Source organism: Streptomyces sp. NPDC006385 (assembly GCF_040612485.1).
GTDB lineage: Bacteria > Actinomycetota > Actinomycetes > Streptomycetales > Streptomycetaceae > Streptomyces.
On record NZ_JBEXQG010000058.1, the window covers coordinates 45,837 to 59,689 of the forward strand.

Below are 13,853 nucleotides of genomic sequence, written 5' to 3' on the forward strand. Positions count from 1 at the left end.
AGTTGCGGACAGGAGGTGTCCGCAAGCCTCGCTAGCGTGACCGGTATGACGACGAAGCGGAGCACGACGAAGCGGACCGCGACGAAGCGGACCGCGACGAAGCGCGGCACCGGCAAGGCGACGACCACGACGGGCCCCGTCCTCGGCGCCCGCGCCCTCAACCGCGCCACCCTCGACCGGCAGCTCCTGCTGCGCCGCTCGCCGCTGTCCGCCTTGGCGGCCGTGCAGCATCTGGTCGGCCTCCAGGCGCAGGAGGTCAAGCCGCCCTACTACGCGCTCGCCGCCCGCCTCGACGGCTTCACGACCGAGGAACTGTCCGGGTTGCTCGCCGACCGCGCGGTCGTACGCATCGTCACCATGCGCTCGACGATCCATCTGCACACCGCCGACGACAGCCTCACCCTGCGTCCGCTGGTGCAGCCCGCCCGCGACCGTGAGATCGCCTACTTCCGCAACGGCCTCGTCGGCGTCGACCTGGACCGGCTCGCCGTGCTCGCCCGCGAACTCGTCGAGGCCGAGCCCCGCACCATGAAGCAGTTGCGCGAGGCCCTCGGCGCCGAGTGGCCGGACGCCGACCCGCAGTCCCTCGCCATCGCCGCCCGCTGCAAGCTCCCCCTCGTCCAGGTCACCCCGCGCGGACTGTGGGGCCGTAGCGCCCAGGTGGCCCTGACCACCGCCGAGCACTGGCTGGGCCGCCCCGCCGAGCCGGCCGCCTCCGCCGACGCCACCGTCCTGCGCTACCTGGCCGCCTTCGGGCCGGCCTCCGTGAAGGACATGCAGACCTGGTCCGGACTGACCCGGATGCGGGACGCCTTCGAACGGCTACGCCCCGAACTGGTCACCTTCCGGGACGACAACGGCGTCGAACTCTTCGACCTCCCCGACGCCCCGCGCCCGGATCCGGACACCCCGGCCCCGCCCCGCTTCCTTCCGGAGTTCGACAACCTGCTCCTCTCCCACGCCGACCGCACCCGGGTGATCCCGCCCGCGAACCGTGGCCGCACCTGGCAGGCGAACACGTTCTTCTGCCCGCTTCTCGTCGACGGCTTTCTCGCGGGCGTGTGGCGGATCCTCGGCGACGCCCTCGTCATCGAGCCGTTCACCGAACTCACCAAGGCCCAGCGCGGGGAGGTGACCGAGGAGGCGGAGCGGATGCTGCGGGTGGTGCACCCGCAGACGCCGTACGACATCCGCTTCGACACCGTCATTCCCTAGGCCGCCGGACTGCGGCCCCGGTCAGTCCGCCCGACCCGTCACCGCGACCGTCACCCCGAGCCCGATCATCGTGCACCCACCCGCTCCGCCTATCAGGGACAGCCGGCGGTCTGAGCGGGCGAACCAGGTGCGGGCCGCCGACGCGGTCAGGCCCCACAGGGTGTCCGTGACCAGGCCGATGGTGATCGGGACCAGCCCCAACAGCAGCATCTGAAGCGGCACACGGCCCGCCGAGTGGTCCACGAACTGGGGGAGTACCGCGGCGAAGAACACCACGCCCTTCGGGTTGGTCACCCCGACCAGGGCGCCGTCGAGGAGCGTCCGCAGATCACCGCGCGACGGTCCTGTCTGCTCCTGCGCCCGTATCGCCGCAGCCTTCAGCTCCTTGCGGCGCCGGAACGCCTGCACGCCGAGGTGGACCAGATAGGCCGCGCCGGCCAGCTTCACCGTCAGATACACCGCCACGGACCGCTCCACCAAGGAGCCGATCCCGACCGCGACGGCGACCACCAGCAGGTAGGAGCCGATGACATTGCCGAGCGCGGTCGCCACGGCGGTGCGGCGGCCGTGAGCCAGGGCCCGGCCGATGACGAACAGAACGCTCGGCCCGGGAATCACGATCACCAGGACCGACATCGCCGCGAAGGCCAGCAAACGATCCACGGACACCAATGCCCATCACCCCCAGACGCCCGGCACCCGCATCCGACACCCACATCCGCGACCCATTGAAACAGTCCCCACTGACAACGGACATGGATAGGGGGCGCTGCGGGCCGCTCGTGGAGGCCCGCAACGCCCCCTGGTCTTTCACCCGAGGCGCGCTCGGGAGACCTTGTGGGTGCCGCTCCCGGTTACGACTCGACCTGCGCGGTCACCTCGTCCGAGAAGGTGGTCAGCCGGGTGTAGACACCCGGGAAACCGGCCTGGGCACAGCCCTCGCCCCAGGAAGTTATCCCTGCCAGGACGCCCCCGATGAGCAGGGGACCGCCGCTGTCGCCCTGGCAGGTGTCGACGCCGCCGGACGTGCGTCCGGCGCAGACCATGTCGGACCGGATGAAGTCCGAGCCGTAGGAGCTCGCGCAACCGGAGTCGGCGATGACCGGCACGGTCGCCGTGCGCAGCTGGTTGGAGGAGCTGCCGCCCGAGGACGTGGTGCCCCAGCCGATGATGCGGGCGGTGGCGCCGGCCGCGTACACACCGGTGTCCGAGGAGTCGACGTACGAGGCGGGCGTGTACGGCATCGAGGTCGAGAGGGTCAGCACGGCCACGTCGTCGCCCTCGGTGGCGGTCGAGTAGTCGGGGTGGATCCAGATGTCGCTGACCCGGCTGACCGTGCCGTTCGTCCCGTTGCGGTAGGTGCGGCCGCCGACGACACGGACGCTGCTCGTGGTCTCGCCGACCATGCAGTGCGCGGCGGTGACGACCTTGGTCGCGGAGACGAGCGTGCCGCCGCAGAACTGGCTCTGCGAGGCGTCCGTGATCTGCATCATGAACGGGTACGCGGTCGTCGTGGTCGTCGTGCCACCCACGATGCGCGTGGAGGCGGCCTCAGCGGTGGGGGCGCTGAGCAGCGCGGCCGCGGCGGCGGCAGCGGTCGCCGCGACGGCGGCGGTCTTTCTGGCACGGGTGAGCCCGAACATGAGACTCCTCATTGGGGATTGCCGGTGGGGGGTTCGCGCGGGTGTGGGGGTGTGCACGGGGGTCGCGGGACCGACCCCCGCGTGCCCGGGCGAGCGGCACGTCCCCCACGTTAGGTCGCGGAACATCCCCTTCCCAATGAGGGAACCCCCTAAGGGAGTTGGGCAGGGAAAACCCTCGGTCGTGTCAGGTCAAACCTCCACCGACCGACAAAGACGGGTGAACTCACGTCGTACGGCGTCCCGCCGCCAGTCTGACGATGTCGACCCGCGATCGGATCCCGAGCTTGCGGTAGACACGGGTAAGCGTCGCTTCGACCGTTTTGACGCTGATGAACAGCCGCGTGGCGATCTCCCGGTTGGTCGCGCCCTCCATGACGAGCGCGGCGACCTGACGCTCCATCGAGGCGAGCCCGTCCAGGCCGTCGAGGCCGTCCGGCGCGGAGGCGGGGGTGGGGACCGCCTGCGCGCGACGTGCCTCCGAGGCCGCCTCGACCTGCCGCAGCCAGGGCAGCGCCCGGCAGCGGCGGAACAGCCGGGCCGCCTCGTCGTACGCCGTGGGACCCGGAGCGCCCGTGCGCAACTGGGCCAGGGCGAACGCGGCCCGGGCCTCCTCCAGGCCGTACCCCAGTGTGCCGAGCCGGTCCTGTGCCGACGTCATCTGGGCCACGGCGGCGTCCTGTTCACCCCGTGCGGCGCGCACCAGCGCCTCGGCCCGGTCGAGGACGGCCAGGACGCTCTCCCGGTTCAGCCGCCGCGCCTGCTCGCGCGTGACGTCGATGACGTCCTGCGCCTCCGCGAACTCGCCGCTGCGCACCAGGGCCTCGGCGAGGTCGCCGTGCCAGCGGCCGCGGGCCGGGTCGGTGATGCCGAGGCTCTGCTCCACCTCCCGCACCCGGCGCAGCGAGCGGACCGCCGCCGACACGTCCCCGGCCACCAACTGGGCGTGGCCGAGGGCGGCCAGGGCGCGGGAGCAGTACATCTGGTCGCCGTCCCGCTCGGCGTGCTCCAGCGCTTCCCGCGCCAGCGCCAGGGCCCGGTCCAGCTCCCCGCCCGCGGCCTCCGCGAGCGAGGTGAGCACGGCGGAGGCCACCTCGCCGATCCCCGTGTCCCGGGCCAGTCGCAGGCTCTCGCGGGCCAGGTCGAGCGCGCGCCCGCAGTGACCGGAGTGCAGCTCGGTCTCGGCGACCCCGCGCAGGAAGTGCACCTCGCTCTCGACCCACCCGTGCCGGCGCACCTCGCGCAGCAGCGCGGTGACCGCCGCGCGCGCCTCGGGCAACTGGTCGCTCATGATCAGCCAGCGGAAGCGGGAGTAGCCGGCCCCGTTGTGATGGCAGGCCACCCTCGGGTCCTGGGGCTCCTGGAGCGCCCGCCGAATGGTCGCCGGGGCGTCCGGATGCCCCATGAGGGTCTCGATCTGGGCCTGGAAGGCGAGCGCCATGAGCTCGGTGTACCGGTCGCCGGCCCGCGCGGCCAGCGCCGCCGCGTACGCGGCCTCCTCCCGGGCCTCGTCGAAGTCGCCCTTCACGAGGACCGCGCGCCAGGTGAGTTGGTAGTGGACCAGGGCGAGCAGCTTCGGGTCGTCGCCCGCGTCGGCCAGCGCCTGCGGGAAGATCGCGTCGACCTCCGTCATGGCGTGGCCCGCCGTGTCGATCACGATGATCCAGGCCCGCACCCGGTCCGCGGGCACCGTCGCCCGGGTGAGCACCTCACGGGCGATGTCCCGGGCGAGGTCCAGTTCGCCGGCCGTGATCGCGTCCTCGGCGGCGTCCAGCCGCAGCACCTCCGGGCTGGGCGGGCCGTCCGCAGGGGTGTGCCGGGCGGCGAGCAGGGAGAGCTGGGCGGCCACCGAGGGGGCTCCGCGGTCGCGGGCCAGGGCGGCGGCCTCGGCCAGCCGGGCCGCGACCTCGGGGTGGGTGCCGGAGGTCGCGAGGGCCAGGTGCCGGGCGCGCTCGATGGGGTCGGAGGCCGCCGTCGACAGCGCGGCGTGCGCGGCCCGGCGTTCCTGCGCGGGCGCCTCCGCGTAGAGCGCGGCGGAGATCATCGGGTGCGCGAACCGTACGGCGGGCCCCTCGGGTTCGGTCGCCAGCAGCCCGAGCCCTGCCGCCTGGGCTGTCTCGGCCTCGGCGTTGTCCCGGCCGGCCGCGTGCAGCAGGGCCAGCGTGGGGCGGGCGCCGGCGCTCGCGACCAGCAGGGTGCGGCGGGCCTCCTCCGAGAGCATCTCCAGGCGCTTGAGCACCAGGGCGCGCAGCGAGGTGGGCACCGGCAGGGGTTCGCCGGGGCTGGGCGGGGTGGGGTTCTCGGCGAGGGCGCGGCCCAGTTCGAGGGCGAACAGGGCGTTGCCGCCGCTGGTGCGGTGGATGTCCCGGACGGTGGAGCGGGGCAGGCCGGTGAAGCCGCGGTGGTCGAGGAGGGCGGACATCTGGGCGCGCGAGAGGGGGCCGAGGCGTACGGCGAGGGTGTCCGGCGGGGCGGCGCGCAGATGGCGGTCGTACTCCTGGTCCTCGGTCCGCACCGCGCACAGCATCCGCACCGGTGTGTCACCCAGGCGGCGGGCGGCGAAGCCGAGGAGTTCGGCGCTGGCGGGATCGAGCCACTGGAGGTCGTCCACGACGACGAGGACGGGCCCGGTGTCGGCGAGGGCGCGCAGGGCCGACAGCACGGCCAGGCGCAGCGCAAGGCCGTCGCGTTGCAGGGTGGACTCGCCGCGTCCGGTGAGCGCCGACTCCAGGGCGGTGCGCTGGGCGGCGGGGAGCCGGTCGGACACCTCGTCCAGGACCAGGCCGAGGAGGTCGGCCAGGGCGAGGAAGGGGAGATGGGATTCGGACTCCGTGGGCGAGCAGCGCAACACCGTGCGGGCCGCATGGCCGTATTCCGTGGCCAATGCCCGCAGAACCGTCGACTTCCCAATTCCGGCAGGCCCGTGAAGCAGCACGCTGCCGCCCCGGCCGAGCTGCTCACGCGCCGCGCTGAACAGCTCCTCCCTGCCGATGACCAGGTCGGGGCGGCATCTCGCAGGCTCCTTGAAGTCCCGTCGCACGGTCACCGCTCCCTCCGTGTGTCGTGTTCGGGCCAATATTAGGCAACGGATCTTTGAAATTCGGACGGTCGACATGGTGAGGCAAATAACAGCCGCTGGGCATAGGGAAATTCATAGCCCGGGTGAATGAATGAAGGGTCGTCGAGGTGGCCTGGACCACCCATGGACCGCACGCACGCCGCGCCTGACGGCAGCGGCCCCACCGCCGTGCTCGGCCGGCAGCCCGATCGGCGGCGTCTGACGGCAGAAACCCGATGCGCCGTGTTTGGGGCAGCGGTGCGATTGGTGGCGTGTGATGGGGGTGTCCCCGTCTGCCGTGTGTGCGGCAGCAGGTCGATGCGCCGTTCCTGCGGCAGCAGCGCGCTTGGCGGCGTCTGAAGGCAGGTCCCCTCTCGCCGTGTCTGCGGCAGCGTCTCCACTCGCTGTGTCTGCGGCAGCAGCCCGACGCGCCGCCCCTGCGGCAGCAGTCCGATAGGCGGCGTCGGCGGCACCGACCCCACCGGCCGCCCTTGCGGCAGCAGCCCCACCGTGCGCCCCTGCGGCACCGACTCCGCCCGTCTCTCCTAGGGCAGCAACCCCGCCCGGCGTGCCGCCACCACCGTCTCGCCGCGGGTGTGTGTGCCCAGCTTGCGCATGGCGGAGCGCAGATAGCCCTTGACCGTCTCGGCCCGCAGTCCCAGCCGCTCGGCGGCGACCGCGTTCGTCGAGCCGGCGGCCACGCAGGCCAGCACGTCCAGCTCGCGCGGGGACAGTGTCACCGTGGCCGCGGGGTGCTCCGCCGTCAGCAGGGCGCAGGCCGCGAGGAGCTCCGAGCGCAGCGCGGGGTCGGTGATACGGGTGCCAGGGCCCGCAGCGCGGCGTGCGCCTCGCGGACCTGCTCCCGGCCCGCGCCGCCCCCCTCGACCGGCGCCGGCTCCGGACGCGCCGCTTCCAGCAACCCCCGCACCTCGTCCCGCACCACCAGCGCCTGCTCCACGTCCCGCGCCGCCGCCACGGCCGCCGTCAGCGTGCGGTCGCCGAGCGGCTGGGCCGTGCGCAGGGCGCCGTACAGCACACCGCGCACCCGGCGCCGTACGACGACCGGGACCGCCAGCACCGAGCGCAGTCCCTCCGAGGCGACGGCGGCGTCGTACTCGTGGGTGATCTGCCGGGAGGCGGAGTAGTCGGTCACCGCGCAGGGGCGGGCCAGGGTCACCGCCTTGCCGCCCAGGCCGTTCCCGGCGGCCACCGTGACTCTGCTCAAGGACTCGGTGACCGTGCCGTTCAGTTCGCTGATGCGCATCTGGCGGCGCCCGGCCTCGACCAGGCCGCCGAAGGCGACCGGGAGGCCCGTGGTGCGGCGCAGGCGCACCAGCGCGCTCCTCATCTCCACCGTTGCGGCCGCGTCCACTGCCACGTACTCGCCCTTTCACTGCGGCTTCCCGGGAGGGCACACCCCCGTTCGGGGGTAGTGAGACCCACGTCACGGATTAGACGATGACAGAGAGCCGCCCGGCAAGGTCCGGTAACCAGGAGGACAGATGAAGACGGGGACGGAGTTGTTCCGCAGTGCGCGGGACTTCCTGCTCGAACACCGCGAGGACTACGCCACCGCCTACGAGGGCTTCGCCTGGCCCCGGCCGGAGCGGTTCAACTGGGCACTCGACTGGTTCGACGTCATCGCGGACGGCAACGACCGCACCGCGCTGCACATCGTCGAGGAGGACGGCAGCGAGGTCCGGCTGTCCTTCGCCGAGATGGCCGAGCGCTCCACCCGGGTCGCGGGCTGGCTGCGCGAGCGCGGCGTGCGGGCCGAGGACCGCGTGCTCGTCATGCTCGGCAACCAGGCCGAGCTGTGGGAGACCGCCCTCGCCGCGATGAAGCTCCGCGCCGTCGTCATCCCCGCGACCCCGCTGCTCGGCCCCGCCGACCTGCGCGACCGGGTGGAGCGGGGACGCGTGCGCCATGTGCTGGTGCGGGCCGAGGACACCGGCAAGTTCGACGAGGTGCCCGGCCGGTACACGCGCATCAGCGTCGGCGGCGCGCGCGAGGGCTGGCAGGCGTACGAGGACGCGTACACCGCCCCCGCCGAGTTCACCCCCGACGGGCCGACCGCGTCCGACGACCCGCTGATGCTCTATTTCACCTCCGGAACCACCGCCCGCCCCAAGCTCGTCGAGCACACCCACGCCTCGTACCCGATCGGGCACCTGGCCACCATGTACTGGATCGGCCTCAAGCCCGGCGACGTGCACCTGAACATCTCCTCGCCGGGCTGGGCCAAGCACGCCTGGTCCAACCTCTTCGCGCCGTGGAACGCGGAGGCGACCGTCTTCCTCCACAACTACACGCGCTTCGACGCGACCCGGCTGATGGCCGAGATGGACAGGGCCGGCGTCACCACCTTCTGCGCCCCGCCGACCGTCTGGCGCATGCTCATCCAGGCCGACCTGAGCGCCCTGCGCACCCCGCCCCGCGAGGCCGTCGCCGCCGGTGAGCCGCTCAACCCCGAGGTCATCGAGCGGGTGCGCGAGGCGTGGGGCGTGACGATCCGGGACGGTTTCGGGCAGACCGAGACCGCCGTCCAGGTCTCCAACAGCCCCGGCCAGCCCCTGAAGACCGGCTCGATGGGCCGCCCCAGCCCCGGCTTCCGCGTCGAACTCCTCGACCCGGTCACCGGCGCGCCCGGCGCGGACGAGGGCGAGATCGCGCTCGACCTCTCCGCGCGTCCGGTCGGCGTGATGACCGGCTACCACGGCGACGCCGACCGTACGGCGGAGGCGATGGCGGGCGGCTACTACCGCACCGGCGACATCGGCTCCCGGGACGCCGACGGCTACATCACCTACGTCGGCCGGGCGGACGACGTGTTCAAGGCCTCCGACTACAAGATCTCCCCGTTCGAGCTGGAGAGCGCCCTGCTGGAGCACGAGGCGGTGGCCGAGGCGGCCGTCGTGCCCGCGCCGGACGAGCTGCGGCTCGCGGTGCCGAAGGCGTACGTCGTGCTGGCGGAGGGCTGGGAGCCGGGCTCCGACACGGCGAAGGTCCTCTTCGAGCACTCCCGCGAGGTGCTCGCCCCCTACAAGCGGGTGCGCCGCCTGGAGTTCGCGCCGCTGCCCAAGACCGTCTCCGGCAAGATCCGCCGCATCGAGCTGCGCGAGGCCACGGCCGCGGGGTCGGACGCCGAGTACCGCGAGGAGGACTTCCGGTGACCGCTGAACTGTCGTACACGCACGGGACGAGCGGGACGGTCCTGCTCGGGGACACGATCGGGGCCAACCTGGACCGGACCGCCGCCGCCTGGCCGGACCGGGAGGCGCTGGTCGACGTGCCGTCCGGGCGGCGCTGGACCTACGCGCGTTTCGCCGCCGACGTAGACGAGCTGGCGTACGCGCTGCTCGCGAGCGGGGTCGCCAAGGGCGACCGGGTGGGCATCTGGGCGGTCAACTGTCCCGAGTGGGTCCTGGTGCAGTACGCCACGGCCCGCATCGGCGCGATCATGGTGAACATCAACCCGGCCTACCGCACCCACGAGGTCGAGTACGTCCTCAACCAGGCCGGCATCTCGCTGCTGTTCGCCTCCCTCGGTCACAAGACGAGTGACTACCGGTCGATGGTCGAGCAAGTGCGGGGCCGGTGCCCGCAGTTGAGGGAGACCGTGTTCATCGGGGACCCGAGCTGGGAGGCGCTTCTCGCGCGCGCGACGCCGGTGCCGTTCGAGGAGTTGTCCTGCGACGACCCGATCAACATCCAGTACACCTCGGGCACGACGGGCTTCCCCAAGGGGGCCACCCTCTCCCACCACAACATCCTCAACAACGGCTACTTCGTGGGCGAGATGATCGCCTACACCGAGCAGGACCGGGTGTGCATCCCCGTGCCCTTCTACCACTGCTTCGGCATGGTCATGGGCAACCTGGCCGCCACGTCCCACGGCGCCTGCATGGTGATCCCGGCGCCCTCCTTCGACCCGAAGGCCACGCTGGAGGCCGTTCAGCAGGAGCGCTGCACCTCCCTCTACGGGGTGCCGACCATGTTCATCGCGGAGCTGAACCACCCCGACTTCGCGTCCTACGACCTCTCCTCCCTGCGCACCGGCATCATGGCGGGCTCGCCGTGTCCCGTGGAGGTGATGAAGCGGGTGGTCACCGAGATGAACATGGCCGAGGTGTCGATCTGCTACGGCATGACGGAGACCTCGCCCGTCTCCACGCAGACCCGGCGCGAGGACGACCTCGAACACCGCACCGGCACGGTCGGCCGCGTGCTGCCGCACATCGAGGTGAAGATCGTCGACCCGGTGACCGGGGTGACCCAGCCCCGGGGCGTCGCGGGCGAGTTGTGCACACGCGGCTACAGCGTGATGCTCGGCTACTGGAACGAGCCGGAGAAGACCGCCGAGGCCGTCGACGCCGGGCGCTGGATGCACACCGGTGACCTCGCGACGATGCGGGAGGACGGCTACGTCGAGATCGTCGGCCGCATCAAGGACATGATCATCCGGGGCGGCGAGAACATCTACCCGCGCGAGATCGAGGAGTTCCTGTACGCCCACCCGAAGATCGCGGACGTCCAGGTCGTCGGGGTGCCGCACGAGCGGTACGGCGAGGAGGTGCTGGCATGCGTCATCCCGCGGGATCCCGGTGACCCGCTGACGCTGGAGGAGCTAACGGCCTTCTGCGACGGCCGGCTCGCCCACTACAAGATCCCGAGCAGGCTCCAGGTCCTGGACTCCTTCCCGATGACGGTGTCCGGGAAGGTGCGCAAGGTGGAGCTGCGGGCGAGGTACGCGGACAGCGGGGCCTGATCACTCAGTCCGCGACGAACGGGGCGTACCCGGTGGGCAGCTCGCTCACCCGGAGGTCGGAGAAGATCAGCGTGAGCCGGTGGGCGTTGGTCTCGATGAGAACCTCATGGAAGTCGAGCCCGAGGGACCGCGACCACCGGCGGGTCCTCGCCGAGGCGGGCAGGAGCTTCGCGCCCGGGTACAGGCAGTGCCACTTCACACCCCAGACGTATCCGTCGAGGCCGTCGGCGGTCACGTCATCGATCAGGCGGTCGTCGAGGGAGGCCCGCCAGGGTCTCCGCCGGCAGGGACGTCTCGCACCGGGCCTCGACGCAGTACCGGAAGAGATACCGCACATAGGCGGGCTCGATACCGGTGCGGGGATCCGCGGTCGCATGGATGACGACCTCGTAGTCGCGCAGGTAGGCGGTGTGGCCGTGGTGCACGACGGCCTGGTCGAAGACGTCGTCCAGCAACTGTTCGAGTACGGCGGTGTCCATGCGGTCGTTCTACCGGCTGCCCAGGGCGCGGCGCATGCAGACGCGGGGCCAGCGGTCGAGTCCGAGTTCCTTCTCGTGGGCGCGGATCCTCCGCAGGCCGGGGGTGAGCTCGGACTCGTCCAGTACGCGAAAGCCCAGGCGGGTGTAGTACGGCGCGTTCCACGGGACCTCGGTGAAGGTGGTGAGCGTGAGGCCGGTCAGGTCCTCCTCGCCTGCGCGGTCGGCGGCGTACGCGAGGAGGGTCCGGCCCACGCCCCGGCGGGCGAACTCCGGGTGGACCGAGACCTGCTCGATGTGCAGCGAACCGTCGACGGGCTCGCAGATCAGGTAGGCCATGGGCCGGTCGGCGTCGTCGCGGGCGACCCAGGCGCGCCCCGCCCTGCGGTAGCCGTCCAGGACGTCCAGGGCGGGTGGCTCGTCGTCGGCGATCGCCGCCATGCCGAGGGCGCGGAAGGCGACGCCCGCGGCGCGCTCGATGTCCTGGAGGGCTGGGAGCTCGGCGGGCGTGGCGGGGCGGATGCGCATCCGCCGAGTGTGCGTCGCCGGATGCGCCGGGCGCGAGCCCATTACCGGGCGCCCGTGGCGTCCAGTTCGTCGGCGAGGCTGTTGACCGGCTGTGGGGTGCCCGTGAGGTCGAGGACGAAGAGAGGGACGCCCAGGGCGTCGGCGCGGGCGCGGGCGTCGGAGGCGTAGCCGGCGAGGGAGAAGTAGACGCAGGCCGAGGACTCCGTCATGGCCGTCAGCCACAGGCACTCCACGTCCCGCGGGGTGGCCGGGCGGACGGTCGGGTCGACCTGGGCGAGCAGACCGTGGGCGGCGATGCCGATGCCGCTCGTGGGCCGCTGGTCGGCGCGTCGCAGGCCCCGGTAACCGAGCCGGCGCAGATAGACGGCGGCCGCCGTCACCGCGTCGCGCGCGGTGCGGATCGTGAGGGGCTGGGAAGGGCGGCGCGCGGCGGGCGCCTTCGGCTGCGCGCCCTCCGTGGCCGCCCGGGCCACCGGGACGCACAGGATCGTCCCGCACGGGCAGCCCAGCTCCGGACGGGGCCACTCGGTCGTACGTCCGCAGGCCGCGCAGCGCACGCCGATCCACTCGTCCTCCCAGGCGCGGTGGGTGACCGGCGTCGCGGTCCCGTCAGGGTCGAGCGCCGGCGCGACGGGCGTCCCGCACTCACACGGATGGGCGGGCGCCGTGTACAGATGCCCGCGCCGGCAGGCCGGGCAGCGCACCGACACGCTCTCGGACATGGCCACTCCAGGACGACCTCGCATCGGGACAGCGCTCCCATCGTCCTCCAGTGCCCGGCCGGTTGTCCGCCTCTTGACGGTGTTCACCGGCCCACCTACATTGCTTCCAGATAGTAGAAAAGTATTTCCGCGATACGGAATAACGGCTCGTGGAGATGCCATCGTCACGGAATTGCTCACCGCGGGGCGCGACGGGAGTGCGAATCCGACAGCCGAAGCAGGAGTACTCAATGGCTCGTATGACCGCTGCCCGAGCGGCAGTCGAGATCCTCAAGCGCGAGGGCGTCAGCGACGCGTTCGGTGTGCCGGGTGCGGCGATCAACCCCTTCTACGCGGCGCTCAAGGCATCCGGGGGGATCAACCACACCCTCGCCCGCCATGTGGAGGGCGCCTCGCACATGGCCGAGGGCTACACGCGCACCCACGCGGGCAACATCGGCGTGTGCATCGGCACGTCGGGGCCGGCCGGCACCGACATGATCACCGGCCTGTACTCCGCGATCGGTGACTCCATCCCGATCCTGTGCGTCACCGGCCAGGCGCCGACCGCCGTGATCCACAAAGAGGACTTCCAGGCCGTCGACATCGCCTCGATCGCCAAGCCGGTCACCAAGATGGCGGTGACCGTCCTGGAGGCGGCGCAGGTCCCCGGTGTCTTCCAGCAGGCGTTCCACCTGATGCGCTCCGGCCGGCCCGGCCCGGTCCTCATCGACCTGCCGATCGACGTCCAGCTGACGGAGATCGAGTTCGACCCGGAGACGTACGAGCCGCTCCCCGTCTACAAGCCCGCCGCGACCCGCGCCCAGATCGAGAAGGCGATCGGGATGCTGAACGCGTCCGAGCGCCCCCTGATCGTCGCGGGCGGCGGTGTCATCAACGCCGACGCCGCCGAACTCCTCGTCGAGTTCGCCGAGCTGACCGGCACACCGGTCGTCCCGACCCTGATGGGCTGGGGCCTGCTGCCCGACGACCACGAGCTGAACGCCGGCATGGTCGGCCTGCAGACCTCGCACCGCTACGGCAACGCGACCTTCCTGGAGTCCGACTTCGTCCTCGGCATCGGCAACCGCTGGGCCAACCGCCACACCGGCAAGCTCGACGTCTACACGGCCGGGCGGACGTTCGTCCACGTCGACGTCGAGCCGACCCAGATCGGCAAGATCTTCGCCCCGGACTACGGCATCGCCTCCGACGCGAAGGCGGCCCTGGAGCTGTTCGTCGAGGTGGCGAAGGAGCTGAAGGCGGCGGGCAGGCTGCCCGACCGCTCCGCCTGGGCGGCCGCCGCGCAGGAGAGGAAGGCGACCCTCCAGCGCCGTACGCACTTCGACGACATCCCGATCAAGCCGCAGCGCCGACGTCCTTCAGCGTGTTGAGGTGCCGGGCGATGGCGGGGACGGCTTCGAAGAACGACGTCGCCTCCTCGATCGGCATGTTCAGGACCTCGGA

Annotated in this window: 10 protein-coding genes and 2 pseudogenes; 4 read left to right on the forward strand and 8 right to left on the reverse strand. The window is 72.0% G+C overall.

Annotated elements, in window-relative coordinates; genetic code table 11:
• Positions 1-45 precede the first annotated feature (45 nt).
• Positions 46-1,215 (forward strand): winged helix DNA-binding domain-containing protein, encoded by a 1,170-nt coding sequence (locus ABZ078_RS32885; RefSeq protein ID WP_356581385.1) that lies wholly within the window; start codon positions 46-48, stop codon positions 1,213-1,215.
• Between the two features lie 21 nt (positions 1,216-1,236).
• Here ABZ078_RS32885 and ABZ078_RS32890 read toward each other — a convergent pair whose 3' ends face one another.
• From ABZ078_RS32890 to ABZ078_RS32905, 4 genes and pseudogenes are all read right to left on the reverse strand, one after another.
• Entirely contained in the window at positions 1,237-1,887 is a 651-nt protein-coding gene (locus ABZ078_RS32890; RefSeq protein WP_356581387.1) for a LysE family translocator, read from the reverse strand.
• 182 nt (positions 1,888-2,069) lie between these two features.
• Entirely contained in the window at positions 2,070-2,858 is a 789-nt protein-coding gene (locus tag ABZ078_RS32895; protein ID WP_356581389.1) for a serine protease, read from the reverse strand.
• A gap of 223 nt (positions 2,859-3,081) precedes the next feature.
• A complete protein-coding gene (locus ABZ078_RS32900; RefSeq protein ID WP_356581391.1) occupies positions 3,082-5,901 on the reverse strand; it encodes an AAA family ATPase in 2,820 nt (939 codons plus the stop codon).
• Between the two features lie 557 nt (positions 5,902-6,458).
• A pseudogene (locus ABZ078_RS32905) lies at positions 6,459-7,261 on the reverse strand (LuxR C-terminal-related transcriptional regulator).
• A 154-nt stretch (positions 7,262-7,415) separates the two neighbouring features.
• On the opposite strand from ABZ078_RS32905, the gene ABZ078_RS32910 reads away from it, so the two are divergent.
• Complete coding sequence (locus ABZ078_RS32910; RefSeq protein ID WP_356581393.1) at positions 7,416-9,086, forward strand: AMP-binding protein; 1,671 nt, start codon at positions 7,416-7,418, stop codon at positions 9,084-9,086.
• Positions 9,083-10,681, forward strand: a complete 1,599-nt coding sequence (locus ABZ078_RS32915) for an AMP-binding protein (protein ID WP_356581395.1) — start codon at positions 9,083-9,085, stop codon at positions 10,679-10,681. The genes ABZ078_RS32910 and ABZ078_RS32915 overlap by 4 nt, the downstream gene beginning before the upstream one ends.
• 4 nt (positions 10,682-10,685) lie before the next feature.
• On the opposite strand, the gene ABZ078_RS32920 is transcribed toward ABZ078_RS32915, so the two are convergent.
• From ABZ078_RS32920 to ABZ078_RS32935, 4 genes are read right to left on the reverse strand one after another with little or no spacing between them, the layout of a single operon-like run.
• The gene (locus ABZ078_RS32920; protein ID WP_356581397.1) at positions 10,686-10,916 is read right to left on the reverse strand and encodes a hypothetical protein; all 231 of its coding nucleotides are present in this window, start codon (positions 10,914-10,916) and stop codon (positions 10,686-10,688) included.
• 1 nt (position 10,917) lies between these two features.
• Complete coding sequence (locus ABZ078_RS32925) at positions 10,918-11,160, reverse strand: hypothetical protein (RefSeq protein WP_356581399.1); 243 nt, start codon at positions 11,158-11,160, stop codon at positions 10,918-10,920.
• Positions 11,161-11,169: 9 nt separating this feature from the next.
• Positions 11,170-11,685: a GNAT family N-acetyltransferase gene (locus ABZ078_RS32930; RefSeq protein ID WP_356581401.1), complete on the reverse strand. Its 516-nt coding sequence runs from the start codon at positions 11,683-11,685 to the stop codon at positions 11,170-11,172.
• 41 nt (positions 11,686-11,726) lie between these two features.
• Positions 11,727-12,407, reverse strand: coding sequence for a hypothetical protein (locus ABZ078_RS32935; RefSeq protein WP_356581403.1), 681 nt, complete (start codon positions 12,405-12,407; stop codon positions 11,727-11,729).
• 230 nt (positions 12,408-12,637) lie between these two features.
• Between ABZ078_RS32935 and gcl the strand changes: the two are divergent.
• Positions 12,638-13,759: pseudogene (gcl, locus tag ABZ078_RS32940) on the forward strand (glyoxylate carboligase); the annotation flags it as partial.
• Positions 13,760-13,853: the final 94 nt, after the last annotated feature.

Coding starts and splice junctions, on each gene's coding strand:
- ABZ078_RS32885 (WP_356581385.1), top strand. CDS start 46: ATGACGACGAAGCGGAGCACGACGAAGCGGACCGCGACGAAGCGGACC.
- ABZ078_RS32895 (WP_356581389.1), bottom strand. CDS start 2,858: ATGTTCGGGCTCACCCGTGCCAGAAAGACCGCCGCCGTCGCGGCGACC.
- ABZ078_RS32910 (WP_356581393.1), top strand. CDS start 7,416: ATGAAGACGGGGACGGAGTTGTTCCGCAGTGCGCGGGACTTCCTGCTC.
- ABZ078_RS32925 (WP_356581399.1), bottom strand. CDS start 11,160: ATGGACACCGCCGTACTCGAACAGTTGCTGGACGACGTCTTCGACCAG.
- ABZ078_RS32930 (WP_356581401.1), bottom strand. CDS start 11,685: ATGCGCATCCGCCCCGCCACGCCCGCCGAGCTCCCAGCCCTCCAGGAC.
- ABZ078_RS32935 (WP_356581403.1), bottom strand. CDS start 12,407: ATGTCCGAGAGCGTGTCGGTGCGCTGCCCGGCCTGCCGGCGCGGGCAT.